The sequence below is a fragment of the Bordetella genomosp. 7 genome (assembly GCF_002261265.1).
GTDB lineage: Bacteria > Pseudomonadota > Gammaproteobacteria > Burkholderiales > Burkholderiaceae_B > Bordetella_A.
This window is the reverse complement of sequence record NZ_NEVK01000008.1, coordinates 524,024-550,249: the sequence shown is the minus strand read 5'-3', so window position 1 is coordinate 550,249 and position 26,226 is coordinate 524,024. Positions and strand designations below refer to the sequence as shown.

20 protein-coding genes and 4 tRNA genes are annotated in these 26,226 nt (G+C 62.5%); 20 read left to right on the top strand and 4 right to left on the bottom strand.

What is annotated here, in order from left to right; genetic code table 11:
* The first annotated feature begins 47 nt into the window (after nucleotides 1-47).
* The 13 genes from CAL19_RS18505 (at nucleotide 48) to rpoC (ending at nucleotide 13,829) form a co-directional block, all read left to right on the top strand.
* A tRNA-Tyr gene (locus tag CAL19_RS18505) sits at nucleotides 48-134 on the top strand.
* A 123-nt stretch (nucleotides 135-257) separates the two neighbouring features.
* Nucleotides 258-331 (top strand) — tRNA-Gly (locus CAL19_RS18500).
* Between the two features lie 6 nt (nucleotides 332-337).
* A tRNA-Thr gene (locus CAL19_RS18495) sits at nucleotides 338-412 on the top strand.
* A gap of 54 nt (nucleotides 413-466) precedes the next feature.
* Nucleotides 467-1,657 carry an elongation factor Tu gene (tuf, locus tag CAL19_RS18490; protein WP_094797612.1) on the top strand — a complete coding sequence of 397 codons (1,191 nt, stop codon included), beginning with the start codon at nucleotides 467-469 and terminating at the stop codon, nucleotides 1,655-1,657.
* A gap of 116 nt (nucleotides 1,658-1,773) precedes the next feature.
* Nucleotides 1,774-1,849 (top strand) — tRNA-Trp (locus CAL19_RS18485).
* Between the two features lie 114 nt (nucleotides 1,850-1,963).
* The gene (gene secE, locus CAL19_RS18480; protein ID WP_026639803.1) at nucleotides 1,964-2,344 is read left to right on the top strand and encodes a preprotein translocase subunit SecE; all 381 of its coding nucleotides are present in this window, start codon (nucleotides 1,964-1,966) and stop codon (nucleotides 2,342-2,344) included.
* 9 nt (nucleotides 2,345-2,353) lie between these two features.
* On the top strand, nucleotides 2,354-2,887 hold the full coding sequence (nusG, locus tag CAL19_RS18475; RefSeq protein ID WP_026639802.1) for a transcription termination/antitermination protein NusG: 534 nt from the start codon (nucleotides 2,354-2,356) through the stop codon (nucleotides 2,885-2,887).
* 62 nt (nucleotides 2,888-2,949) lie between these two features.
* The gene (gene rplK / locus CAL19_RS18470; RefSeq protein WP_026639801.1) at nucleotides 2,950-3,381 is read left to right on the top strand and encodes a 50S ribosomal protein L11; all 432 of its coding nucleotides are present in this window, start codon (nucleotides 2,950-2,952) and stop codon (nucleotides 3,379-3,381) included.
* Nucleotides 3,382-3,383: 2 nt separating this feature from the next.
* Nucleotides 3,384-4,082, top strand: coding sequence for a 50S ribosomal protein L1 (gene rplA, locus CAL19_RS18465; protein WP_026639800.1), 699 nt, complete (start codon nucleotides 3,384-3,386; stop codon nucleotides 4,080-4,082).
* A 252-nt stretch (nucleotides 4,083-4,334) separates the two neighbouring features.
* Nucleotides 4,335-4,859, top strand: a complete 525-nt coding sequence (gene rplJ / locus CAL19_RS18460) for a 50S ribosomal protein L10 (RefSeq protein WP_026639799.1) — start codon at nucleotides 4,335-4,337, stop codon at nucleotides 4,857-4,859.
* A 76-nt stretch (nucleotides 4,860-4,935) separates the two neighbouring features.
* Nucleotides 4,936-5,316, top strand: coding sequence for a 50S ribosomal protein L7/L12 (rplL, locus tag CAL19_RS18455; RefSeq protein WP_026639798.1), 381 nt, complete (start codon nucleotides 4,936-4,938; stop codon nucleotides 5,314-5,316).
* 162 nt (nucleotides 5,317-5,478) lie between these two features.
* Nucleotides 5,479-9,591 carry a DNA-directed RNA polymerase subunit beta gene (gene rpoB / locus CAL19_RS18450; RefSeq protein WP_026639797.1) on the top strand — a complete coding sequence of 1,371 codons (4,113 nt, stop codon included), beginning with the start codon at nucleotides 5,479-5,481 and terminating at the stop codon, nucleotides 9,589-9,591.
* Nucleotides 9,591-13,829, top strand: coding sequence for a DNA-directed RNA polymerase subunit beta' (gene rpoC / locus CAL19_RS18445; RefSeq protein WP_026639796.1), 4,239 nt, complete (start codon nucleotides 9,591-9,593; stop codon nucleotides 13,827-13,829). Before rpoB ends, rpoC begins: the two co-directional genes overlap by 1 nt.
* A gap of 115 nt (nucleotides 13,830-13,944) precedes the next feature.
* On the opposite strand, the gene CAL19_RS18440 is transcribed toward rpoC, so the two are convergent.
* The gene (locus CAL19_RS18440) at nucleotides 13,945-14,337 is read right to left on the bottom strand and encodes a TssQ family T6SS-associated lipoprotein (RefSeq protein WP_026639795.1); all 393 of its coding nucleotides are present in this window, start codon (nucleotides 14,335-14,337) and stop codon (nucleotides 13,945-13,947) included.
* Between the two features lie 256 nt (nucleotides 14,338-14,593).
* On the opposite strand from CAL19_RS18440, the gene CAL19_RS18435 reads away from it, so the two are divergent.
* Entirely contained in the window at nucleotides 14,594-15,835 is a 1,242-nt protein-coding gene (locus CAL19_RS18435) for a hypothetical protein (RefSeq protein ID WP_094797611.1), read from the top strand.
* 22 nt (nucleotides 15,836-15,857) lie between these two features.
* Here CAL19_RS18435 and CAL19_RS18430 read toward each other — a convergent pair whose 3' ends face one another.
* The 3 genes from CAL19_RS18430 to CAL19_RS18420 form a co-directional block, all read right to left on the bottom strand.
* Complete coding sequence (locus CAL19_RS18430) at nucleotides 15,858-18,188, bottom strand: CHASE2 domain-containing protein (RefSeq protein ID WP_094797610.1); 2,331 nt, start codon at nucleotides 18,186-18,188, stop codon at nucleotides 15,858-15,860.
* 16 nt (nucleotides 18,189-18,204) lie between these two features.
* A complete protein-coding gene (locus tag CAL19_RS18425; RefSeq protein ID WP_231494576.1) occupies nucleotides 18,205-19,266 on the bottom strand; it encodes a FecR family protein in 1,062 nt (353 codons plus the stop codon).
* A 71-nt stretch (nucleotides 19,267-19,337) separates the two neighbouring features.
* Nucleotides 19,338-20,063 (bottom strand): response regulator transcription factor, encoded by a 726-nt coding sequence (locus tag CAL19_RS18420; protein ID WP_170941563.1) that lies wholly within the window; start codon nucleotides 20,061-20,063, stop codon nucleotides 19,338-19,340.
* A 252-nt stretch (nucleotides 20,064-20,315) separates the two neighbouring features.
* Here CAL19_RS18420 and CAL19_RS18415 point away from each other — a divergent pair, with 252 nt between their 5' ends.
* From CAL19_RS18415 to rpsJ, 6 genes are all read left to right on the top strand, one after another.
* Entirely contained in the window at nucleotides 20,316-21,029 is a 714-nt protein-coding gene (locus CAL19_RS18415; RefSeq protein WP_094797608.1) for a response regulator transcription factor, read from the top strand.
* Between the two features lie 284 nt (nucleotides 21,030-21,313).
* Entirely contained in the window at nucleotides 21,314-21,691 is a 378-nt protein-coding gene (gene rpsL, locus CAL19_RS18410) for a 30S ribosomal protein S12 (protein ID WP_005017264.1), read from the top strand.
* A gap of 171 nt (nucleotides 21,692-21,862) precedes the next feature.
* The gene (rpsG, locus tag CAL19_RS18405; RefSeq protein WP_026639791.1) at nucleotides 21,863-22,333 is read left to right on the top strand and encodes a 30S ribosomal protein S7; all 471 of its coding nucleotides are present in this window, start codon (nucleotides 21,863-21,865) and stop codon (nucleotides 22,331-22,333) included.
* Between the two features lie 24 nt (nucleotides 22,334-22,357).
* Nucleotides 22,358-24,460, top strand: a complete 2,103-nt coding sequence (gene fusA, locus CAL19_RS18400) for an elongation factor G (RefSeq protein ID WP_026639790.1) — start codon at nucleotides 22,358-22,360, stop codon at nucleotides 24,458-24,460.
* Nucleotides 24,461-24,537: 77 nt separating this feature from the next.
* Nucleotides 24,538-25,728, top strand: a complete 1,191-nt coding sequence (gene tuf, locus CAL19_RS18395) for an elongation factor Tu (protein WP_094797607.1) — start codon at nucleotides 24,538-24,540, stop codon at nucleotides 25,726-25,728.
* 71 nt (nucleotides 25,729-25,799) lie between these two features.
* Nucleotides 25,800-26,111: a 30S ribosomal protein S10 gene (rpsJ, locus tag CAL19_RS18390; protein WP_012251770.1), complete on the top strand. Its 312-nt coding sequence runs from the start codon at nucleotides 25,800-25,802 to the stop codon at nucleotides 26,109-26,111.
* The last annotated feature ends 115 nt before the right edge of the window (nucleotides 26,112-26,226 follow it).

Below are 26,226 nucleotides of genomic sequence, written 5' to 3'. Positions count from 1 at the left end.
GATTTGACATTCAATTTAAAAGTGCCCATAATCCCTAGTTCTCCGCTGGAGGGGTGCCCGAGTGGTTAAAGGGGGCAGACTGTAAATCTGTTGGCCTTGCGCCTACGTTGGTTCGAATCCAACCCTCTCCACCAGAGACCCATATTCCGAATCCAGGCGCCATGCCTGGATTCTCAATGTAAGGCCCCAGGTTTTTCCGCTCGGTTCGCTGTGCGGCGGGTACTGCGGAATACGGGCGAGAGGTGAAAGGATAGCCCGCGGGTGTAGCTCAATGGTAGAGCAGAAGCCTTCCAAGCTTACGACGAGGGTTCGATTCCCTTCACCCGCTCCAGAATTTGCCCATGTGGCTCAGTGGTAGAGCACTCCCTTGGTAAGGGAGAGGTCACGCGTTCGATCCGCGTCATGGGCACCACAACTTTTTGTTCTCTTCTTAGTCAGAAGCTTCAATCCAGGTCAGGAGTCAGCCATGGCAAAAGGCAAGTTTGAACGTACCAAGCCGCACGTGAACGTGGGTACGATTGGTCACGTTGACCACGGCAAAACGACGTTGACGGCGGCGATCACGACGGTGCTGTCGACGAAGTTCGGCGGGGAAGCTCGCGGCTACGACCAGATCGACGCGGCGCCGGAAGAGAAGGCGCGTGGCATCACGATCAACACGTCGCACGTTGAATACGAGACGGATACGCGTCACTACGCGCACGTTGACTGCCCGGGCCACGCTGACTACGTCAAGAACATGATCACGGGCGCGGCGCAGATGGACGGCGCGATCCTGGTGTGTTCGGCCGCAGACGGCCCGATGCCGCAGACGCGTGAGCACATTCTGCTGAGCCGCCAGGTTGGCGTGCCGTACATCATCGTGTTCCTGAACAAGGCCGACATGGTTGATGACGCCGAGCTGCTCGAGCTGGTGGAAATGGAAGTGCGCGAGCTGCTGTCGAAGTACGATTTTCCTGGCGACGACACGCCGATCATCAAGGGTTCGGCCAAGCTGGCGCTCGAAGGCAACAAGGGCGAGCTGGGCGAGCAGGCGATTCTGAAGCTGGCCGAGGCGCTGGACACGTACATTCCGACGCCGGAGCGCGCGGTTGACGGCACGTTCCTGATGCCTGTGGAAGACGTGTTCTCGATCTCGGGTCGGGGCACGGTGGTCACGGGCCGCGTCGAGCGCGGCGTGGTCAAGGTTGGCGAAGAAATCGAAATCGTGGGCATCAAGCCGACGGTCAAGACGACGTGCACGGGCGTGGAAATGTTCCGCAAGCTGCTGGATCAGGGCCAGGCCGGCGACAACGTGGGTATTCTGCTGCGCGGCACCAAGCGTGAAGACGTCGAGCGTGGCCAGGTGCTGGCCAAGCCGGGTTCGATCACGCCGCACACGGAATTCACCGCCGAGGTGTACATCCTGTCCAAGGAAGAAGGCGGCCGTCACACGCCGTTCTTCAACGGGTATCGTCCGCAGTTCTACTTCCGCACGACGGACGTGACCGGCTCGATCGAACTGCCCAAGGACAAGGAAATGGTGCTGCCGGGCGACAACGTGTCGATGACGGTCAAGCTGCTGGCGCCCATCGCCATGGAAGAAGGTCTGCGTTTCGCCATCCGTGAAGGCGGCCGTACCGTCGGCGCCGGCGTCGTCGCCAAGATCATCGCCTGATTGGTGCGATCTGCCCGGGAAGCTGGCCCTTTTGGGGCCGCTTCCCATATTTGTGAAAAAAGTAGTACTATGTATGGTTCCGCAAGGTGCCATGCATCACGCGTTGCAAGCGTTTTAGGGGTATAGCTCAATTGGCAGAGCGTCGGTCTCCAAAACCGAAGGTTGTAGGTTCGATTCCTACTGCCCCTGCCACACTTTGGCCCAAGCCGTGGCCAACAAGGCCCTGTTCGTTGTCAACCCCGCTCGCTATCAAACCGCCGGGAGATCACCGCAAGCCCCGCAATCTTGGCTGGCTCGCGTCGCAAAATGTCTAATACCAGCGTAGAAACCGTAACCAGCACCTCCGACCGGGTCAAGCTCGGCCTGGCGGTACTTGTCGTTATTGCTGGCATCGTGGGTTTTTCGGTGCTCAGCGCGCAGCCCATGGCTCTGCGTATCGGCGTGTTCGTGGGTGGCCTCGTGTTGGCTGCCATCATCGTCTGGCTCAGCGAGCCGGGGCGTCGTACGGTCGCCTTTGCCGGCGAGGCCTACAACGAAACCAAGCGGGTTTCGTGGCCCACCCGCAAAGAAACCACCCAGATGACGGGCATCGTATTCGCTTTCGTGGCGATAACGGGCCTGTTGATGTGGGTGTTCGACAAGGGCATCGAATGGATACTCTACGGCCTGTTGCTGGGCTGGAAATAAGGACGCCGCATGAGTAAACGTTGGTATGTCGTCCATGTCTATTCGGGCATGGAAAAAAGCGTCCACAAGGCCCTGCTCGAGCGCATCGAGCGTGCGGCCCTGCAGACGTCGTTCGGCCGCATCCTGGTGCCGTCGGAAGAAGTCGTCGAAATGAAGGGTGGCCAGAAGTCCATCAGCGAGCGTCGCATTTTCCCGGGCTACGTCCTGGTCGAAATGGATCTCACGGACGAAACCTGGCACCTGGTCAAGAACACCAACCGTGTCACCGGCTTTTTGGGTGGCTCGGGCAATCGTCCCACGCCGATTTCCGAAAAAGAAGTCGAGAAGATCCTCTCCCAAATGGAAGAGGGCGTCGAGAAACCCCGTCCCAAGATCCTCTTCGAAGTGGGCGAGATGGTTCGCGTGAAAGAAGGTCCGTTTGCAGACTTCAACGGCAACGTCGAGGAAGTCAACTACGAAAAGAGCAAGGTGCGCGTGTCTGTCACCATTTTTGGTCGCGCCACGCCCGTCGAACTCGATTTCAGCCAGGTCGAAAAGACCTGATTCTCAACCCCGGGGAGCCCGCCGCGTTCGCGATGGGCGCTTGAACCCGCAAGGAGCAAAGCATGGCGAAGAAGATCGTCGGCTTTATCAAGCTGCAAGTACCAGCTGGTAAGGCAAACCCCTCTCCCCCGATTGGCCCGGCGCTGGGTCAGCGTGGCCTGAACATCATGGAATTCTGCAAGGCGTTCAACGCCAAGACCCAGGGCATGGAGCCCGGTCTGCCGATTCCGGTGGTGATCACCGCTTTCGCCGACAAGAGCTTCACCTTCATCATGAAGACCCCGCCCGCGACGGTCCTCATCAAGAAGGCCGCCGGCGTGCAAAAGGGTTCGGCCAAGCCGCACACCGACAAGGTCGGCACGCTGACGCGCGCCCAAGTCGAAGAAATCGCCAAGACCAAGGAACCCGATCTGACGGCCGCCGACCTGGACGCCGCCGTTCGCACGATCGCTGGCAGCGCCCGCAGCATGGGCATCACGGTTGAGGGAGTCTGATCATGGCAAAACTTTCCAAGCGCGCCGCCGCCATCGCCAAGAAAATCGACCGCACCAAGCTGTATCCCGTTTCGGAAGCGCTGGCGCTGGTCAAGGAAACCGCCACCGCCAAGTTCGATGAATCCATCGACGTGGCCGTGCAGCTGGGCATCGACCCCAAGAAATCCGACCAGCTCGTGCGTGGTTCGGTAGTGCTGCCCGCCGGCACCGGCAAGTCGGTTCGCGTGGCCGTGTTCGCCCAGGGCGACAAGGCCGAAGCCGCGCGTGCGGCTGGCGCCGACATCGTCGGCATGGATGACCTGGCCGAAAGCATCAAGGGCGGCCAGATCGATTTCGACGTGGTCATTGCCTCGCCCGACACCATGCGTGTGGTCGGCACCCTGGGCCAGATCCTGGGCCCGCGCGGCCTGATGCCGAACCCCAAGGTCGGCACCGTGACCCCCGACGTCGCCACGGCCGTGAAAAACGCCAAGGCCGGTCAGGTCCAGTACCGTACCGACAAGGCCGGCATCATTCACGCCACCATCGGCCGCGCCTCGTTTGGCGTGGAACAACTGCAAACCAACCTGGCTGCGCTGGTTGACGCCTTGCAAAAGGCCCGTCCCGCTGCCGCCAAGGGTATTTACCTGCGCAAGCTTGCCGTGTCGTCCACCATGGGCGGCGGTGCGCGCGTAGAAGTAGCTTCGCTTTCGGCCAGCTAATCGGCTGAAGGCAAAAACGAACTTTGGGCTGCATCCGGATTTCCGGATGTTGCTGTCAAAGACCGCTGGAGCAGGGCACGGGCAGCCGTAACGTTCTTGCCCCGCTTAATACCGGAGCTTATCCAGTCCGGATCCAGCGTAGACGGCGTCCCCAGGAAGATTTCTTTACCCGAAGAACTCAACCAGGCGCCGCATTCGGTTGACGCGCAAGGCCTCCGGGCCCCAGGCGTCTTTTGATGGAGTGTTCAAACCGTGAGTCTCAATCGTCAAGAGAAAGCGGTGGTGATCGAAGAAGTCTCGGCAGTCGTTGCCAAGGCCCAGTCGATCGTTATCGCCGAGTACCGTGGTCTGGACGTCGCCTCTGTCACCGTACTGCGCAAAACTGCGCGTGAATCGGGCGTGTATCTGCGTGTTCTGAAGAACTCGCTGGCCCGTCGTGCGGTTGCCGGCACGGCTTTCGAGCCGCTGTCCGAGCAACTGACCGGTCCGCTGATCTATAGCATCAGCCAAGATCCGGTGTCGGCGGCCAAGGTCCTCGCTGGTTTCGCGAAAAGCAACGACAAGCTGGTCATCAAGGCGGGCGCACTGCCCAACAACTTGCTGAGCCAAGAAGGTGTGAAGGCCCTGGCCACCATGCCCTCGCGCGAAGAGCTGCTCTCGAAACTGCTGGGCACCATGCAAGCCCCCATCGCGCAATTCGTGCGTACGCTCAACGAAGTTCCCACCAAGTTCGCCCGTGGCCTTGCCGCCGTGCGCGATCAGAAGGCAGCGGCGTAAGCCCTGCTCCGTGGAACTCGCTGAACGACCGAGCGACACCCAACCTGGCATTTATCCAATTCTGGAGTTCTGAAAAATGGCACTGAACAAAGCTGAAATCCTTGACGCCATCGCTGGCATGACCGTGCTCGAGCTGTCCGAGCTGATCAAGGAAATGGAAGAGAAGTTTGGCGTGTCGGCTGCTGCCGCCGCCGTGGCCGTGGCTGCCCCCGCTGCGGGTGGCGGTGCTGCCGCTGCTGAAGAGCAGACCGAATTCACCGTGGTTCTGGCTGAAGCCGGCGCCAACAAGGTGAGCGTCATCAAGGCCGTGCGTGAACTGACCGGCCTGGGTCTGAAGGAAGCCAAGGACCTGGTCGACGGCGCGCCGAAGCCCGTCAAGGAAGGCGTTGCCAAGGCTGACGCCGAAGCCGCCAAGAAGAAGCTGGAAGAAGCTGGCGCCAAGGTCGAAGTCAAATAAGCCTTGCGTCAACTGCCCGGGGACAGCGCAGTTTGCCGTCCCCGGGCTTTTGCGTTTCCAGGAAACCCCTGCTGACAGGGTGACCTTTACAGAGGGGTTTTCTGGAGTCGTATCACCTGGGGCCGTGGTTGACGGCCCATGCAACCTCGAGTCGGAGTGCTCATGCCTTACTCGTACACCGAAAAAAAGCGCATCCGCAAAAGCTTCGCCAAGCGTGAAGACGTGCAGAACGTCCCCTTCCTGCTGGCGACACAGCTTCAATCCTACCTAACTTTCCTGCAGGCGGATACTCCCCCGTCCGAACGCGCAAGCGAAGGCCTGCAGGCGGCGTTTTCGTCGATTTTCCCGATTGTCAGCCATAACGGAATGGCGCGCTTGGAGTTCGTCAGCTACGTGCTGGGCGAGCCGGTGTTCGATGTCAAAGAATGCCAACAACGTGGCCTTACCTACGCGTCGCCGCTGCGCGCCAAGGTGCGCCTGGTGCTGCTCGACCGCGAAGTCAGCAAGCCCACCATCAAAGAGGTCAAGGAACAGGAAGTCTACATGGGCGAAATTCCGCTCATGACAGGCACCGGGTCCTTTGTCATCAACGGCACCGAGCGCGTCATCGTCTCGCAGCTGCACCGTTCGCCCGGCGTGTTCTTCGAACACGACCGCGGCAAAACTCACAGCTCGGGCAAGCTGCTGTTCTCGGCCCGCGTGATTCCCTACCGTGGTTCGTGGCTTGATTTCGAATTCGACCCGAAGGACATCCTGTTCTTCCGTGTCGACCGTCGTCGCAAGATGCCCGTGACGATCCTGCTCAAAGCCATCGGCATGACGCCGGAATCCATCCTGGCGCATTTCTTTGATTTCGACAATTTCGAAATCAAGAGCGAAGGCGGCATGATCGAGTTCGTGCCCGAGCGCTGGAAAGGCGAAATGGCCCGCTTCGACATCTCCGATCGCGACGGCAACGTCATCGTCGAGAAAGACAAGCGTATCAACGCCAAGCACCTGCGCGATATGGCCAACGCCAATATCCAGCGCATCTCGGTGCCCGAAGAGTTCCTGTATGGCCGCGTGCTGGCCAAGAACATCGTCGATCCCGACACCGGCGAAGTCGTGGCGCACGCCAACGACGAGATCACCGAAAGCGTGCTCAGCGCCCTGCGCGCGGCCAACGTGCGCAACATCCAGACGTTGTACACCAACGACCTGGATCGTGGCCCGTACATCTCGCAGACCCTGCGCACCGATGAAACGGCCGACCAGATGGCCGCGCGCGTGGCCATCTATCGCATGATGCGCCCCGGCGAGCCGCCTACCGAAGACGCCGTTGAAGCGCTGTTCCAGCGCCTGTTCTACAGCGAAGAAACGTACGACCTGTCGCGCGTTGGCCGCATGAAGGTCAACAGCCGCCTGGGTCGCGGTGAAGATATCACCGGCCCCATGACGCTGACCAACGAAGATATCCTTGAAACCATCAAGGTGCTGGTCGAGCTGCGCAACGGCCGTGGCCAGATCGACGATATCGATCACCTGGGCAACCGTCGCGTGCGCTGCGTGGGCGAACTGGCCGAGAACCAGTTCCGCGCCGGCCTCGTGCGTGTCGAACGCGCCGTCAAGGAACGTCTTGGCCAGGCCGAGACCGAAAACCTGATGCCGCACGATCTGATCAACTCCAAGCCGATTTCCGCGGCCATCAAGGAGTTCTTCGGTTCGAGCCAGCTGTCGCAGTTCATGGACCAGACCAACCCCCTTTCGGAAATCACGCACAAGCGTCGTGTTTCCGCTTTGGGCCCGGGTGGTCTGACCCGCGAACGCGCCGGCTTCGAAGTGCGTGACGTGCATCCCACGCACTATGGCCGCGTGTGCCCGATCGAAACGCCGGAAGGCCCGAACATCGGCCTGATCAACTCCATGGCGCTGTACGCTCGCCTGAACGAGTACGGCTTCCTGGAAACGCCTTATCGCCGCATCATCGACGGCAAGGTCAGCGACCAGATCGACTACCTGTCGGCCATCGAAGAAAGCAACTACGTCATCGCGCAGGCCAACGCCGCGCTCGACGATGAAGGCCGTTTTGTCGACGACTTGGTGGCTTGCCGCGAAGCGGGCGAAACCATGCTGACGTCGCCGGCCAACGTGCACTACATGGACGTGGCGCCGTCGCAGATCGTGTCGGTGGCGGCATCGCTGATTCCGTTCCTGGAACACGACGACGCCAACCGTGCACTGATGGGCGCCAACATGCAGCGCCAGGCCGTGCCCTGCCTGCGTCCCGAGAAGCCCCTGGTGGGCACGGGTATCGAGCGCACGGTGGCGGTCGACTCGGGCACCACGGTGCAGGCGCTGCGTGGCGGCGTGGTTGACCACGTCGACGCCGAGCGTGTCGTCATTCGCGTCAACGACGACGAAAACGTCGCCGGCGAAGTCGGTGTCGACATCTACAACCTGATCAAGTACACGCGTTCCAACCAGAACACCAACATCAACCAGCGGCCCATCGTCAAGCGTGGCGACAAGGTCGCCAAGGGCGATGTGCTGGCCGACGGCGCGTCTACCGACCTGGGCGAACTGGCCCTGGGGCAGAACATGCTGATCGCGTTCATGCCCTGGAACGGCTACAACTTCGAAGACTCGATCCTGATCTCCGAAAAAGTCGTGGCCGACGATCGCTATACCTCGATCCACATCGAGGAACTGACCGTCGTGGCTCGCGACACGAAGCTCGGACCCGAGGAAATCACGCGCGACATCAGCAACCTGGCCGAGACCCAGCTCAACCGGCTGGATGACTCGGGCATCGTCTACATCGGCGCCGAAGTGCAGGCCGACGACGTGCTGGTCGGCAAGGTCACGCCCAAGGGCGAAACCCAGCTGACGCCGGAAGAAAAACTGCTGCGCGCGATCTTTGGCGAAAAAGCCTCCGACGTGAAAGACACGTCGTTGCGCGTGCCCTCGGGCATGGTGGGCACCGTCATCGACGTCCAGGTGTTCACCCGCGAAGGCATCGTGCGCGACAAGCGTGCCCAGTCCATCATCGACGATGAACTGCGCCGCTATCGCCAGGACCTCAACGACCAGCTGCGCATCGTCGAAAACGACCAGTTCGATCGTATCGAAAAGCTGCTGATCGGCAAGACCGTCAATGGCGGCCCGCGCAAGCTGGCCAAGGGCGCCACCATTACCAAGGCGTACCTGGCTGACCTGGACCGCTGGCAGTGGTTCGACATCCGCCTGGCCGACGAAGCCCATGCCGTGGTGCTGGAGCAGGCCAAGGAATCGCTCGAACAGAAGCGTCACCAGTTCGACCTGGCCTTCGAGGAAAAGCGCAAGAAGCTGACGCAAGGCGACGAGCTGCCTCCTGGCGTGCTCAAGATGATCAAGGTTTACCTTGCCGTCAAGCGCCGCCTGCAGCCTGGCGACAAGATGGCCGGCCGTCACGGCAACAAGGGTGTCGTGTCGCGCATCACGCCGGTCGAGGACATGCCGCACATGGCCGACGGCACCCCCGCCGACATCGTGCTGAACCCGCTGGGCGTACCGTCGCGGATGAACGTCGGGCAGGTGCTCGAAGTGCACTTGGGTTGGGCCGCAAAGGGCCTGGGCCATCGCATCGCCGACATGATGCGTGACGAGCGCGCGGCGCAGGCCAAGGACATTCGCTCCTATCTCGAGAAGGTGTACAACACCACGGGCACCGGCGCGCATGTCGAAACCCTGAGCGACGACGAAGTCGTCGAGCTGGCGCACAACCTCAAGGGCGGGGTGCCGTTTGCCACGCCGGTGTTCGACGGCGCCACCGAGGAAGAAATCGGCAAGATGCTCGAACTGGCCTATCCCGATGACGTCGCCAAGCGCATGCAGCTGACCGAATCGCGCACTCAGGCCTGGTTGTACGACGGACGTACCGGCGAGAAATTCGAACGTCCCGTCACGGTGGGCTACATGCACTACCTGAAGCTGCACCACTTGGTCGACGACAAGATGCACGCCCGTTCCACCGGCCCGTACTCGCTGGTTACCCAGCAGCCGTTGGGCGGCAAGGCGCAGTTTGGCGGCCAGCGTTTCGGCGAAATGGAAGTGTGGGCGCTGGAAGCCTATGGCGCCGCCTACACCCTGCAGGAAATGCTGACGGTGAAGTCCGACGACATCACCGGCCGTACCAAGGTATACGAAAACATCGTCAAGGGCGACCACGTCATCGATGCCGGCATGCCGGAATCGTTCAACGTGCTGGTCAAGGAAATCCGCTCGCTCGCCCTGGACATGGATTTGGAGCGTAACTGATGAAAGCGCTACTCGACCTCTTCAAGCAAGTCTCGCAAGACGAGCAGTTCGATGCCATCAAGATCGGCATCGCGTCGCCCGAGAAAATCCGTTCGTGGTCTTACGGCGAAGTCCGCAAGCCCGAAACCATCAACTATCGTACGTTCAAGCCCGAGCGCGACGGTTTGTTCTGCTCGAAGATCTTCGGGCCGATCAAAGACTATGAATGCTTGTGCGGCAAGTACAAGCGCCTGAAGCATCGTGGCGTCATCTGCGAGAAGTGCGGCGTGGAAGTCACGGTGGCCAAGGTGCGCCGCGAGCGCATGGGCCACATCGAACTGGCCAGCCCCGTTGCGCACATCTGGTTCCTCAAGAGCCTGCCGTCCCGCCTGGGCATGGTGCTCGACATGACGCTGCGCGACATCGAGCGCGTGCTTTACTTCGAGGCCTGGTGCGTCATCGAGCCCGGCATGACGCCGCTCAAGCGCGGCCAGATCATGTCTGACGACGACTTCCTGGCTAAGACCGAAGAGTATGGCGACGACTTCCGTGCCCTGATGGGCGCCGAAGCCGTGCGCGAATTGCTGCGCACGATCGACATCGACCGTGAAGTCGAAACGCTGCGTGGCGAGCTCAAGGCCACCAGCTCGGAAGCCAAGATCAAGAAGATCTCCAAGCGCCTGAAGGTGCTGGAAGGCTTCCAGAAGTCGGGCATCAAGGCCGAATGGATGGTCATGGAAGTGCTGCCCGTGCTGCCGCCCGACCTGCGCCCGCTGGTGCCGCTGGATGGCGGCCGTTTCGCCACCTCCGACCTGAACGACCTGTACCGGCGCGTCATCAACCGCAACAACCGCCTCAAGCGGTTGCTGGAACTGAAGGCGCCCGAAATCATCCTGCGCAACGAAAAGCGCATGCTGCAGGAAGCGGTGGATTCGCTGCTCGACAACGGTCGCCGCGGCAAGGCCATGACGGGCGCCAACAAGCGCCAGCTGAAGTCGCTGGCCGACATGATCAAGGGCAAGAGCGGCCGCTTCCGGCAGAACCTGCTGGGCAAGCGCGTCGACTACTCCGGCCGTTCCGTCATCGTGGTGGGCCCGCAGCTCAAGCTGCACCAGTGCGGCCTGCCCAAGCTGATGGCGCTGGAGCTGTTCAAACCCTTCATCTTCAACCGCCTTGAAATGATGGGCCTGGCCACCACGATCAAGGCCGCCAAGAAGCTGGTGGAAAGCCAAGAGCCGGTGGTGTGGGACATCCTCGAAGAAGTCATTCGCGAACACCCCGTCATGCTCAACCGCGCGCCCACGCTGCACCGCCTGGGTATCCAGGCGTTCGAGCCGGTGCTGATCGAAGGCAAGGCCATCCAGCTGCACCCGCTGGTTTGCGCGGCGTTCAACGCCGACTTCGACGGCGACCAGATGGCCGTGCACGTGCCGCTTTCGCTCGAAGCCCAGCTGGAAGCGCGTACGCTCATGCTGGCGTCGAACAACGTGCTCTTCCCCGCCAACGGCGAACCCTCGATCGTGCCGTCGCAAGACATCGTGCTGGGGCTGTACTACGCCACGCGCGAGCGCATCAATGGCCAGGGCGAAGGCATCTTCTTTACCGACGTTGCCGAAGTTCAACGTGCATACGACAACGGCCAGGTCGAGCTGCAGTCGCGCATCACCGTGCGCCTGACCGAGTACGACCGCGACGAGAATGGCGAGCAACAGCCCGTGGTGCGTCGCTATGAGACCACCGTTGGGCGCGCGCTGCTGTCCGAGATCCTGCCCAAGGGGCTGCCCTTCAGCGTATTGAACAAGGCGCTGAAGAAGAAAGAAATCTCGCGCCTGATCAACCAGTCGTTCCGCCGTTGCGGCCTGCGCGACACGGTGATTTTCGCCGACAAGCTCATGCAGTCGGGCTTCCGTCTGGCCACGCGCGGCGGTATCTCCATCGCCATGGGCGACATGCTGATTCCGAAAGCCAAGGAAACCATCCTGGCCGAGGCCAGCCGCGAAGTGAAGGAAATCGACAAGCAGTACTCGTCGGGTCTGGTCACGTCGCAAGAGCGCTACAACAACGTGGTCGATATCTGGGGCAAGGCCAGCGACAAGGTCGGCAAGGCGATGATGGAGCAACTGGCGACCGAGCCGGTGGTCAACCGCCATGGCGAAGAAGTGCGCCAGGAATCGTTCAACTCGATCTACATGATGGCCGACTCGGGCGCTCGCGGTTCCGCCGCGCAGATTCGCCAGCTGGCCGGTATGCGCGGCCTGATGGCCAAGCCCGACGGCTCCATTATCGAGACGCCGATTACCGCGAACTTCCGCGAAGGCCTGAACGTACTGCAGTACTTCATCTCGACTCACGGTGCGCGTAAGGGCCTGGCCGATACCGCGCTGAAGACGGCGAACTCGGGCTACCTGACCCGCCGCCTGGTCGACGTGACGCAAGACCTGGTCATAACCGAAGACGATTGCGGCACCAGCCAAGGCTACGCCATGAAGGCGCTGGTCGAAGGCGGTGAGGTCATCGAACCGTTGCGCGATCGCATTCTGGGCCGCGTGACCGCGATCGACGTGGTCAATCCCGACACGCAGGAAACGGCGATCACGGCCGGTGTGCTGCTCGACGAAGACCTGGTCGACCTGATCGACCGGCTTGGCGTCGACGAAGTGAAGGTGCGCACGCCGCTGACTTGCGAAACCCGCCACGGCCTGTGCGCACATTGCTATGGCCGCGACCTGGGCCGTGGCAGCCACGTCAACGTGGGTGAGGCCGTCGGTGTCATCGCCGCTCAGTCGATCGGCGAACCGGGCACGCAGCTGACCATGCGTACGTTCCACATCGGTGGTGCGGCGTCGCGTTCGGCCCTGGCCAGCGCGGTGGAAACCAAGTCCAACGGCAAGGTGGGTTTTGCCAGCACGATGCGGTATGTCACCAACGCCCGAGGCGAACGCGTGGCTATCTCGCGTTCAGGTGAACTGGCCATCTTCGACGACAACGGTCGCGAGCGCGAACGCCACAAGATTCCTTACGGCGCTACCGTGCTGGTGGGCGACGGCGAAGCCGTCAAGGCAGGCACGCGTCTGGCGGCCTGGGATCCGCTGACCCGTCCCATCGTGTCCGAGTACGCCGGCGCGGTGCGCTTCGAGAACATCGAAGAAGGCGTCACTGTCGCCAAGCAGCTCGACGAGATCACCGGCCTGTCGACGCTCGTGGTCATTACGCCCAAGACGCGCGGCGGCAAGGCCGTCATGCGTCCGCAGATCAAGCTGGTCAACGACAACGGCGAAGACGTCAAGATCGCCGGCACGGATCACTCGGTGAACATCTCGTTCCCGGTGGGCGCCCTGATCACGGTGCGCGACGGCCAGCAGGTGTCGGTCGGCGAGGTCTTGGCGCGTATTCCCCAGGAATCGCAGAAGACCCGCGACATTACCGGCGGTCTGCCTCGCGTGGCCGAGTTGTTCGAAGCGCGCTCGCCCAAGGACGCCGGCATGCTGGCCGACGTTACCGGCACGGTTTCGTTCGGCAAGGACACCAAGGGCAAGCAGCGCCTGGTCATCACCGACCTGGAAGGCGTCAGCCACGAATTCCTGATTCCCAAGGAAAAGCAGGTGCTCGTGCACGATGGCCAGGTGGTGAACAAGGGCGAAATGATTGTGGACGGCCCCGCCGATCCGCACGACATCCTGCGCCTGCAAGGCATCGAAAAGCTGGCAACCTACATCGTCGACGAAGTCCAGGACGTCTACCGTCTGCAGGGCGTGAAGATCAACGACAAGCACATCGAGGTGATCGTTCGCCAGATGCTGCGCCGTGTGAACATCGTTGATGCGGGCGATACCGACTTCATCCCCGGCGAACAGGTCGAACGTTCCGAGCTCTTGAACGAGAACGACCGCGTCACGGCAAATGGTGGCCGCCCGGCTTCGTACGACAACGTACTGCTCGGCATCACCAAGGCCTCGCTGTCGACCGACTCGTTCATCTCGGCGGCCTCGTTCCAGGAAACCACGCGTGTCCTGACCGAAGCCGCCATCATGGGCAAGCGCGACGATCTGCGCGGGCTGAAGGAAAACGTCATTGTCGGCCGCCTGATTCCCGCGGGCACCGGCTTGGCGTATCACATTGCCCGCAAGGAGAAGGAAGCCATCGAGGCTGCCGAGCGCGAAGCCGCCCGCCAATTGGCCAACCCCTTCGAAGACGCGCCGGTTACCGTGGATGTCGAACCGCCGCACTCCGAAGACGGCCAGGACAGCCCGGCCGAGTAAGTTTCGGGCTGACCTCCATCGGTGCCGGCGCAAGTCGGCCGGCACCAAATAAAAGGCCGCTGAATACTCAGCGGCCTTTTTACTTTTGTAGCTGATTGCTTCTGGGCCTGGGGACCTACTTGCCCGCGCGCGCCTGGGCGGCCTGGAATACAGGTCCCCACTGAGGATGGCCCGCTTCATTGGGCGCCAGCGTGAAGCCCGGATCCAGCTGCAGGATCCGGACAAAGGTGTCTTCGCACAATTGTGCAAAGTCACGCACGCAGTAGCTGAAGGCCTGCAGCTTGTAAGCCTCGATGCGCAGCGATTTGGGTGCGGTGGCGATGTCGCCCGATACGGCGACCGTGCGAATGACGCCGCCATACTGTCCCGCAGCGTATTGCTCGCGGACGTGGTTCATGGCGCTTTCGGCAGCGGGCGAGGCGGGGCCCTCTGATGCGCCCATGCCGGCGCAACCGGCGAGCAGGGCTACTACGCAAAGCAAAGCAGGCAAAACAACGCGGTTATTCATATGCAATTGCGGGACGGGTGGTCGGGAACATAGTCACATCCTGTTCCTTGAGTAGCCATTGTGAAATGAACCACCCAGGGATGCTCGGATAATATCCGTTGTACGAGTCAATAACGCGTGTTGCGGCGCGATAATAATGCGTCTTACTGCGAGCTTACGTTATAAAAAGTAACTCCGGTAAACTTCGCTGCTAGCGTCGGAATCGGGCGCCGCCACGGGCGCACAACGAGAAAGCATCAATCCCGCTAATTCGGTTATGTATTCCTCTGCCGGTTTTTCATCGCCGCGCGGGCCCTTCGCTGGCGCCGCGCCTCTGGCCCATCGCCCGCTGAGTGCGATCGCGGCCACGACTGCCGGAGGGGTCCCGCAAAAGCGCATTCAACGCATCATTGCCGAACTCATCCCGGTGCTCGAAGATCTGCACCAACACGGCCGGTTGTGCGGCGACATCTCGGTGCATTCCGTGGGCATGGACGAAGACGGCAAAGCGCATTTGATGGCGCTTGCCGCAGCGGCGCGCACGCCCGATGCTCCACCCCTTACGCCGGGATATGCGCCGTTCGAACTGTATACCGAGGCATCCGAATGGCCGCGCGGCCCCTGGACCGACATTTACGCCTTGAGCGCTGTGGCGCACTCGCTGGTTACGGGGCGACGCCCGCCTGCTGCGCCGGAGCGGCGCGTCAATGACACATATCGGCCCCTGGCGGCGCAGGAATTGCCCAACTACGACGCCGGGTTCCTGGCGGCGATAGACGCCGGCTTGGCCATGCGGCCTGCCAGCCGGCCGCAGGCGCTGCGCGAGTACGCCGAATTGCTGGCATTGCCTGCGACGCCACGCGCGGCGCAGCCAGTGTCCGAGCCGGCCGAACCTGCCGAGCCGTCTTACCAGACCGACGATGTCTACGCCTCGCGCCGCGGCCTTCAGTTGCGCTCGATATGCAAGGCCGCGCTGCTAGGCCTTGCCACCATTGCCGTTGCCGTCTATTGGTGGACGCGGCTGACCGAAAAGCCGAACAAGGTGATCACTCACTCCGAGCCTGCCGTCGTGCGCTCGGGAGCGTTGTCGCCTTCGCTAGAGGCCCCGTCCCCCGTCGAGCCGCCGCCAGCCAACAGCCTTCCCGCGCCGACTGACTCCCCGGTGTCAGCCGGCCCCTTGGCCGACGGAGTGACGGACACCGCAGCCCCGGGGGTGGCGTCCGCGTCTGCCGAACCGGAGGCGCAGGCCCCGGCCGCCACCGGTGATACGAAGCCGGTCACGGCTGACCAGCCCGCAGCGCCGGCGGCTACGCCCGTTCGAGTCAGCATCAACGTGCGGCCTTGGGGTGAAATCCTGATCAATGGCGTGTCCAGGGGCGTGACTCCCCCCTTGAAGACACTGCGCCTGGCTCCCGGGCGCTACAAGGTGACGATACGCAATTCGGCCCAGCCCGCCTACCGGACGACGCTGGAGGTCAAGCCAGGCAAACCCACCGTGATCACGCACGTGTTTCGCTAGCACCCAGGACCGTTCGGGCCGTTCAATCGTTGTAAATGGCGTCGTCCAACGCTTTGGGCAGCGTCAACGTGAATCGAGCGCCGGCGCCCGTCTCACTGTGCACGGAAACGCGGCCGCCGTGCCGCTGCGCCACGGTTTTCACGAACGCCAGTCCCAGGCCGGCGCCCTGTACATCGGATCGATGGGCCTGTCCCGTACGGAAAAATGGCTGGAACAGGCGCCGCTGTTCGTCCGGCGCAATGCCCGGGCCTGCGTCCTGGACCACCAGATCCCAGGTGTCTTCGTTTCCGGCGGACACGCTCAACTGAACCTGGCCGCCGGGCGGACTGTACTTTATGGCGTTATCCACGAGGTTGCAGATGGCGCGGCGGACCAGCGCGTGGTCGCCGTAAGCAAGCGCGGGGGCTGGTGGCGCCTGTACGTGCACGCCAACCCTGCGCCCCTGGGCGGCGGCCCAGAACTCGTCGGCGACGTCGCGCGCCATGTCGGCAAGATCCAGCGGCGCCCGGGTGATGTCCATGGATTCGGCGCGGGTCAGATGGATGAAGTCATCCACCAACCCCAAGGTGCGATGCGCGAGCTGCGCAATGCGTGAGAGCGTGACACCGGCCGGTTCGTCGCCCTGTCCGGACTGCTTCAGCGCCACCAATGCCAGGATAGAGTTTTGCGGCGCCCGCATATCGTGCGAAATGAAGCGCAGTGTCTCTTCGCGTTGCCGCTCGGCCTGGCGTATGGCGGTAATGTCGCTCAAGGACACCACCAGCCCGGCGTAGTCGCCCCGGGCCGTATGGATGGGCGCGCACCGCAGCAAAAGATCATTGCCGGCGCGGTCGCGGACTTCGATGCGGGAATGCGCTGCGTGAGACGTTTGTGCGTCGTGGCGCGGGGCGTGCAAGGCCTGGCCGACCATCTGCCGCGTGGACGGGTCGTCGAATGCCTGTTGCAGCGCCGGCGCGAGTTCGCCGCCGATACGCGGCGGCCGGATGCTCAGGTTCAAAAAGTACATGACGGCAGGCCGGTTGCGAAACTGCAGGCGGCCCGCCTGGTCGATTACCAGGGTGGCGTCGGGCAGGCCGTCCAGGCCGTCTATCAAGAAGCGGCGCAGGTTGCGCACCCGGCTCAGTGCCTGGTCGAGCTCTGCCACATGCTGGTCAAGCGAGCGACTCACCCGGATGTCCTGTGTGCCGGCCTCCTGCATGATCGGCGGATACTCGAGCCGCAGGCGCCTGAGCTCGCCGGCCATGTAGCGCAGGGCGGCTTCCTGGCTGCGCCAGCTCCACACCGGGTAGCACACGGCCACCCCCAGCAGGGCGGCCGTCGGCGGGATCCATAGATTAGCCAGGCTCAAGGCAGCCGCTGCCGCGATCAATACCAACGCAAGCAACACCGCCACCGACAGCACGCTCAGCCGTGGTGACAGCCAGGGCAGCGCAAGGCACAGCAGCAGCACCGGGACAGCGCTGGCGGCGGCGCTCAGCCACGGCGGCGCCGTGCGCAATATCCGACCTTCGCGCACGCTCTGCAGCAGCGTGCCCATGATTTCGACGCCCGAGATGCCGCTGGCGCGATGTGACACCGGCGAGGGGAAGATGTCGCCCATGCCCGTGGCCCATGTGCCGACCAATACATACTTGTCGCGGAAATAGTCCGGCGGCAAATCGCCACGCAATACCGACAAATATGACACCATCGAGAAATGGCCGGGGGCGCCGATATACGGAATAAAGGTCGGCTCGCCTGGCAAGTGGCGCAGGAAATCCTGAACCAGCCGATCCTGGCCGCCGGCTTGCAGCATTGCCAGGGCGAAGTGCCGCCACGGCCGGCCTTCTGCGCCATGGTTCCAGGTCGCATGGCGGACCACCCCGTCGGCATCGGGAACGATGTTGATAAAACCCAGGCTCGCAGCGGCGTCCGCAAGCGGCGCGAGCGGGAACTCGACGCGCCTGGCGCTTTCCAGATTGTCCAGCACCACCGGCAATACGACACGGCCGTGCCGCGCGATGGCCTCAGCCAAGGCCCGATCGCTTTCCGGGCGCGCCTCGTCGGCGTCTGCAAAGACGATGTCCAGCCCGACCGCGCGCGCATCGTGCAGGCGATCCAGCAACGCCGCATGTACCGCACGAGGCCACGGCCAGCGCCCCAGCGCGGCCAGGCTTTCATCGTCGATCATGATCAGCACGACGTCCGCAGGCGCGGGCCGGCCAGCCAGCGACAGGGCGCGGTCGTATGCCAACTGGTCGGTGCGTCCGAGCCCGTTGAGCGCCCCGGCCAACGCGGTCAGGGCAACCAGCAGCAAGGTCAGTAGCGGCCGGGAATACTGGCTGCACTTGAGGTGGGGCGCCCGGGACGGCATGGCAGGGTCGCGCGTATCAGTAGTCTGCCAGGGTGACTACGCCGCCATGTTCCAGCGACACTGGGAAACCCCATGCAGTGGTCAGCACATTGGTGGCTTCGAACTGCAGTTTCGCGTCACTGCCTTCGATTCCGGCTGCGTCGATGGCCCGCACCGCCACGAAATAGACACCGCTGCCGGGCGCGGAAAACCGAATGTCGGTGCCGGCAAAGCGTTGCGACGAAGTGAGCTCCAGGCCTTCGGCATCGCGCGATACCTGGACCCGGTACGCTACCGCTCCGGGCACCGGCGACACCGCGGCTGTCCATTGGCCGGAGCCGGCCTTCTGGGGCTCGCCGACCGTCGGCGCCGGCAGCAGTGTATGCACGCCCTTCAAGACGCCATCGGCGCCCACCGCCGCACCGTGGCCCTTATTGACTGCCACGGCGGCGCCCGGACTGTGGCCGGACGCATGGGAATGCAGGCGCACGCTGCCGTCGATGACTTCGCTGCGCACGCCCTGCGTGTCGGCGCGCACACGAAAGCGAGTGCCGCGCACGCCCGTCACGGCGACCGGGGTACGCACTTCGAAGCGGCCCACCCCCTGTCCCGATGGTGCCACATGCGACTCCACGACGCCGCTTTCCACCCGCAGGATGGAGTCCGTAAGCTCGGATCCGTCGAACTGGCGCAAGCGTTGCAGCTCCGTGGTGCCCTGCTGCGGCAGGGTGACCTTGCTGCCGTCGGCCAGCTGCAATGTGACAAAGCCGTTGGGCGCCGTGGTGATAACCGCGCCTTCGGCGACTGTCATGCCCACGCGCAATGGCGCGCCGTCGATGCTGGCCGCCCCGCTGACGTGCACGACCTGGGACGCCGCCGGCCGCTCGGGGATCATTGAAAATGGAATGCGCAACTCTCGGCCCACCATCAAGCGGTGGGGGTCGGTCACCGAGTTCAGCCGCTGCAGGACGCTCCAGTTTGCTTCATTGCGGGTATAGGCGCCTGCCAGGCCGATCAGGGTGTCTCCCGGGCGGACCCGATAGACGAAGTCGTCTCCCAGCGCGCCCAGGGGCTGGGCCGCGGCGAGGCTGCAGGTCATTGTCAGCCACGCCCATACAAATATACGCGTCGGACGCGAGATCATGTAAAAAGTCTCCGGATAGCGCAGGCTCAGCGGGGGCCTGGCGTGTGTGGTGCGCCTGCACCTTCGCTCAATAGTTCAAGCCGATATCCCAGCGCATATGACGACGCCAGGCGCACCCCGTTTTCCGGCCGCAACTGGAGCTTCTGGCGAATATTGGACAAATGTGTGTCCAATGTCCGGGATGTGGCGGGAATTTCGCGGTTCCAGACACTTTCGGCCAGCACCTCGCGCGAAAGCAGGCGGCCCACGTTTCGAAAGAAAAGCTGCGCCAGCTCGAATTCTTTGGGGGCAAGCAAGACATCCGTGCCATTGAGCGAAATGACACGATTGAGCGGGTCGATGCGGTACGTTGCCACGGAGAACGGCGTGTGATCCGGCTGCGCGGCGCGACTGCGCCGCAGCAGGGCCCCGATGCGGGCCAGCAACTCCGCCGGACGCAACGGCTTGGTGACGTAGTCGTCGGCGCCGGCCTGCAGCCCCTGGACCAGGTCGGCTTCCTGGTCGCGGCTGGTCAGGAAGATGATAGGCGTCTGCATCCCCAGGGTAGCGCGCAATTGCCGCAACACTTCGTCGCCGGCCATGTCCGGAACCTGCCAGTCGAGGATGATCAGGTCGAAGGGCTGCTGGCTGCGCGTGGCTGCCAGCAGATCCCGGCTGCGCGGGAAACTCTGGCAGGAATATCCCGCATTGGTAAGGACTTGCTGGATATATCGCGCTTGATCAAGGTCGTCTTCAAGCGAGGCGACGCGCATAGGCTTTGGTGCTGTAGAGAGCATAAGGGCCTTTTCAAGCTGACGGGCTTCGTAACTCGATACCGCAGTGCAATGATAACGCGCCGTTGCTCTTAATAGACTCTTGCAACATTGTGATCGTCAAGCAACGTCAAGTTGACAAAGATTGACTACGTTGTCGCGCAACTTAGCGTCACACTGTCTCAGAAATATCGCATCTGACCCGACATGCCGCAGCGCAAATAAGGGCCGGCGATCTTTAGGGACAACGGTATGAAGCAACTCAACGTACTCATCATGGCGCCCGACGCAACAATCCGCGAGCAGACCGTGGCGGTTTTCTCTCAGGCAGGCATCGCGGCCGAAGGGTGCGCCACCCCGCTCGAGCTCTTCAGGCAGCTCGAGTCCGAGCACTACGATGCAACGGTTCTCGATATCAACCAGCTTGGGGAAATCGGTTATGCGCTGGTGTCGCGTCTTCGGGCCTCGCCGGCACTGGGCATCGTCGTGACGGGTTGCACGGCGGGCGTCGAAGGCCGGCTGCGCTGCCTGCAAAGCGGTGCCGACATCTGCCTGCAGCACCCGGCCGACAGCCGGGAGCTGACCTGTGTGCTATTGGCGCTGGCGCGCCGCCTGCCGGGGAGTTCGATCGAACCGGCCCCTTTTTCGGACCTTGATACGAAGTTCGCCGGCCGGTGGGAAATGCGCGACCAGAACTGGACGCTGGTATCGCCCACGGGCGTCAGCATTTCGCTGTCTGCCAACGAACGCCTGGTGGTGCAGGCGCTGCTCGAGGTCGCCGGACACGCGGTCGGGCGCGCCGAACTCAATCAAAAACTCGAATCCGATGCCCATGTCGGCCGCACCGGCGGTGCGCGCAGCATCGATGTGATCATCAGCCGCCTGCGGCGCAAGGCCGAACTGGCCGGCGCCACGCTGCCCATCCGCACGGTATACGGCAGCGGCTACCTGTTCGCCAACCCTTGACGCGCCGCCCTGGCCGGGCGGGCACGGGGTGCTTTGACACGAACTGCGATCTGGGTTAAGCTGAAGGGCTTACTGCATTATTTGCGCATAAAATCGGGCCAGCCTGTGGCAGCCGGCTTTATGTGTTTTGTTTGCAAGACCCGCTCTTTTACGTACGGAACGTTTGAGGCGGTTTTGCGTGAACTGCCTCTCGCTGGCGGTGTCGGCCCAGCCCAGGGCAGCCCAATAGCGACAAGAGTACACAAAGTACTTACCAGTGGTACGTAAAAGGGATTTAAAAGGTCATGCCTACCATTAGCCAGCTCGTGCGCAAGCCGCGCGAAGTCAGCATCATCAAGAGCAAGAGCCCCGCGCTCGAAAACTGCCCGCAGCGTCGCGGCGTGTGCACCCGTGTGTACACCACCACCCCCAAGAAGCCGAACTCCGCTCTCCGTAAGGTTGCGAAGGTGCGCCTCACCAACGGCTACGAAGTCATTTCGTACATCGGCGGCGAAGGCCACAACCTGCAAGAGCACTCGGTGGTGCTGGTGCGCGGCGGTCGTGTAAAGGACCTGCCGGGTGTGCGTTATCACATCGTGCGCGGCTCGCTCGACCTGCAAGGCGTCAAGGATCGCAAGCAGGCTCGCTCCAAATACGGCGCCAAGCGCCCGAAAAAGGCCTAATACGCCTTACCCGTTTTTTGCTGTACCCGGCTGCGCGCAAGCGTCGCCAACACTGTGCAACCGCGCCAACCCCTTGCCGGGACGGTGCGCGGCACGTAAGGGGCCGTCCCGATGGGCGGCCGTGGCCATGTCAAAAGACATGGTTCAACTGAACTGACACAAGGAAGCAATATGCCCCGTCGTCGCGAAGTACCCAAGCGCGAGATTCTGCCCGATCCCAAGTTCGGCAGCGTCGAGCTCGCCAAGTTCATGAACGTCGTCATGCTGGACGGCAAGAAGGCCGTCGCCGAGCGCATCGTCTATGGCGCGCTCGAGCAAGTGCAGGCCAAGACCGGCAAAGAGCCGATCGAAGTCTTCAGCCTGGCGATCAACAACATCAAGCCGATCGTCGAAGTGAAAAGCCGCCGCGTGGGCGGCGCCAACTACCAAGTGCCGGTTGAAGTGCGCCCCGTGCGCCGCCTGGCACTGGCTATGCGTTGGTTGCGCGAAGCCGCGAAGAAGCGCGGCGAAAAGTCGATGGTCCTGCGCTTGGCAGGCGAACTCGTCGATGCCTCCGAAGGTCGTGGCGCCGCGATGAAGAAGCGCGAAGACACGCACAAGATGGCCGAGGCCAACAAGGCCTTCAGCCATTTCCGCTGGTAATTTAAGGTTAAGGACACCCCTACCATGGCCCGCAAAACCCCGATCGAGCGCTATCGCAACATTGGCATCTCTGCGCACATCGATGCAGGGAAAACCACCACGACCGAACGCATCCTGTTCTATACCGGCGTCAACCACAAGCTTGGCGAAGTGCATGATGGCGCAGCCACCATGGACTGGATGGAGCAAGAGCAAGAGCGCGGCATCACGATTACGTCGGCAGCTACGACGGCGTTTTGGCGCGGCATGGCTGGTAACTACCCCGAGCATCGCATCAACATCATCGACACCCCGGGACACGTTGACTTCACCATCGAAGTCGAACGTTCCATGCGCGTGCTCGATGGCGCCTGCATGGTGTATTGCGCGGTGGGTGGCGTTCAGCCCCAGTCCGAAACCGTGTGGCGCCAGGCCAACAAGTATGGCGTGCCCCGCCTGGCCTTCGTCAACAAGATGGACCGCACCGGCGCGAACTTTTTCAAGGTCTACGACCAGCTCAAGACCCGCCTGCGCGCCAATCCCGTGCCCGTCGTGATCCCCATCGGCGCCGAAGATTCCTTCAAGGGCGTCATCGACCTGGTCAAGATGAAAGCCATCATCTGGGACGACGCCAGCCAGGGCACCAAGTTCGAATACCACGACATCCCGGCCGAACTGCAAGACACCGCCAGCGAATGGCGTGAAAAGCTGGTCGAAGCTGCCGCCGAGTCCACCGAGGAACTGATGAACAAGTACCTCGAAACCGGTTCGCTCGAAGAAGCCGAGATCAACGCTGCCATTCGCCAGCGCACCATCGCTGGCGAAATCCAGCCCATGCTGTGTGGCACCGCCTTCAAGAACAAGGGCGTGCAGCGCATGCTCGACGCGGTCATCGACTACCTGCCCTCGCCGATCGACATTCCGCCGGTCGGTGGCCAGGACGACGACGGCAACGAAGTCTCGCGCAAGGCCGACGACAGCGAAAAAATGTCTGCGCTGGCGTTCAAGTTGATGAGCGACCCGTTCGTGGGCCAGCTGACTTTCGTGCGCGTGTATTCGGGCGTGCTGCGTTCGGGCGACACCGTCTTCAACCCCATCAAGGGCAAGAAAGAACGCGTCGGCCGTCTGCTGCAGATGCATGCAAACAACCGCGAAGAAATCAAGGAAGTTCTGGCGGGCGACATCGCCGCCGTGGTGGGCCTGAAAGACGTCACCACCGGCGAAACGCTGTGCGACATCGATTCGCACATCCTGCTCGAGCGCATGGAGTTCCCCGAGCCCGTGATTTCGCAGGCCGTCGAGCCCAAGTCGAAGGCCGACCAGGAAAAGATGGGCCTGGCCCTGTCGCGCCTGGCCCAGGAAGACCCGTCGTTCCGCGTGCGTACCGACGAAGAATCCGGCCAGACCATCATCTCGGGCATGGGCGAACTGCACCTGGAAATCCTGGTTGACCGCATGAAGCGCGAGTTCGGCGTTGAAGCCAACGTCGGCAAGCCTCAAGTGGCCTACCGCGAAACCATCCGCAAGACCTGCGACGAAATCGAAGGCAAGTTCGTCAAGCAGTCGGGCGGCCGCGGCCAGTACGGCCACGTGGTGCTCAAGCTCGAACCTCTGCCCCCGGGCGGCGGCTACGAGTTCGTCGACGCCATCAAGGGCGGCGTGGTGCCTCGCGAGTACATCCCGGCAGTCGACAAGGGCATCCAGGAAACCCTGCCGGCCGGCGTGCTGGCCGGCTACCCGGTGGTGGACGTCAAGGTCACGCTGTTCTTCGGTTCGTACCACGACGTCGACTCCAACGAAAACGCGTTCAAGATGGCCGCTTCCATGGCTTTCAAGGACGGCATGCGCAAGGCCAGCCCCGTGCTGCTCGAGCCCATGATGGCCGTTGAAGTCGAAACCCCCGAAGACTACGCCGGCACCGTGATGGGCGACCTGTCCTCGCGGCGCGGCATGGTGCAGGGTATGGAAGACATGGTCGGCGGCGGCAAGGCGATCAAGGCCGAGGTTCCCCTGGCCGAGATGTTTGGCTACGCCACCAACCTGCGTTCGCTGACGCAGGGTCGTGCTACCTACACGATGGAATTCAAGCATTACGCTGAAGCTCCGAAGAACGTCGCTGACGAAGTCATCGCCGCTCGGGCCAAGTAAATAACCGTCGCCACGCTTCCGTGATCCGGAAGCGTGGCAAATCATCCCAGTTTCCTTGAAAGTCAAAGGACAAGATCATGGCAAAAGGCAAGTTTGAACGTACCAAGCCGCACGTGAACGTGGGTACGATTGGTCACGTTGACCACGGCAAAACGACGTTGACGGCGGCGATCACGACGGTGCTGTCGACGAAGTTCGGCGGGGAAGCCCGCGGCTACGACCAGATCGACGCGGCGCCGGAAGAGAAGGCGCGTGGCATCACGATCAACACGTCGCACGTTGAATACGAGACGGATACGCGTCACTACGCGCACGTTGACTGCCCGGGCCACGCTGACTACGTCAAGAACATGATCACGGGCGCGGCGCAGATGGACGGCGCGATCCTGGTGTGTTCGGCCGCAGACGGCCCGATGCCGCAGACGCGTGAGCACATTCTGCTGAGCCGCCAGGTTGGCGTGCCGTACATCATCGTGTTCCTGAACAAGGCCGACATGGTTGATGACGCCGAGCTGCTCGAGCTGGTGGAAATGGAAGTGCGCGAGCTGCTGTCGAAGTACGATTTTCCTGGCGACGACACGCCGATCATCAAGGGTTCGGCCAAGCTGGCGCTCGAAGGCGACAAGGGCGAGCTGGGCGAGCAGGCGATTCTGAAGCTGGCCGAGGCGCTGGACACGTACATTCCGACGCCGGAGCGCGCGGTTGACGGCACGTTCCTGATGCCTGTGGAAGACGTGTTCTCGATCTCGGGTCGGGGCACGGTGGTCACGGGCCGCGTCGAGCGCGGCGTGGTCAAGGTTGGCGAAGAAATCGAAATCGTGGGCATCAAGCCGACGGTCAAGACGACGTGCACGGGCGTGGAAATGTTCCGCAAGCTGCTGGATCAGGGCCAGGCCGGCGACAACGTGGGTATTCTGCTGCGCGGCACCAAGCGTGAAGACGTCGAGCGTGGCCAGGTGCTGGCCAAGCCGGGTTCGATCACGCCGCACACGGAATTCACCGCCGAGGTGTACATCCTGTCCAAGGAAGAAGGCGGCCGTCACACGCCGTTCTTCAACGGGTATCGTCCGCAGTTCTACTTCCGCACGACGGACGTGACCGGCTCGATCGAACTGCCCAAGGACAAGGAAATGGTGCTGCCGGGCGACAACGTGTCGATGACGGTCAAGCTGCTGGCGCCCATCGCCATGGAAGAAGGTCTGCGCTTCGCCATCCGTGAAGGCGGCCGTACCGTCGGCGCCGGCGTCGTCGCCAAGATCATCGCCTAAGGCGATCCCTCACCAGCGAAGGCGGCGGGTCCTCTTCTACCGCCTTCGTCTTTCGTTCTTTAGGAATCACCATGAAAAACCAGAAGATCCGCATCCGCTTGAAAGCTTTCGACTACAAGCTGATCGATCAGTCGGCGGCAGAAATCGTCGATACCGCCAAGCGTACTGGCGCCGTGGTTCGTGGCCCCGTGCCGCTGCCCACGCGCATCCGTCGCTACGACGTGCTGCGTTCGCCCCACGTGAACAAGTCGTCGCGCGACCAGTTCGAGATTCGCACGCACCAGCGCCTGATGGACATCGTGGATCCCACCGACAAGACCGTGGACGCCCTGATGCGTCTCGATCTGCCGGCCGGCGTCGACGTGGAAATCGCGTTGCAGTAATAAGGTGGGTCGCGACGCGTCCGCACCTGCGTCTCGCGTCGATACCGCACAGTAAATGGCCGTCCCTCGCGGGTACGGCCATTTTGTTTTGCCGGATGCCGCATGCATTGTGCAT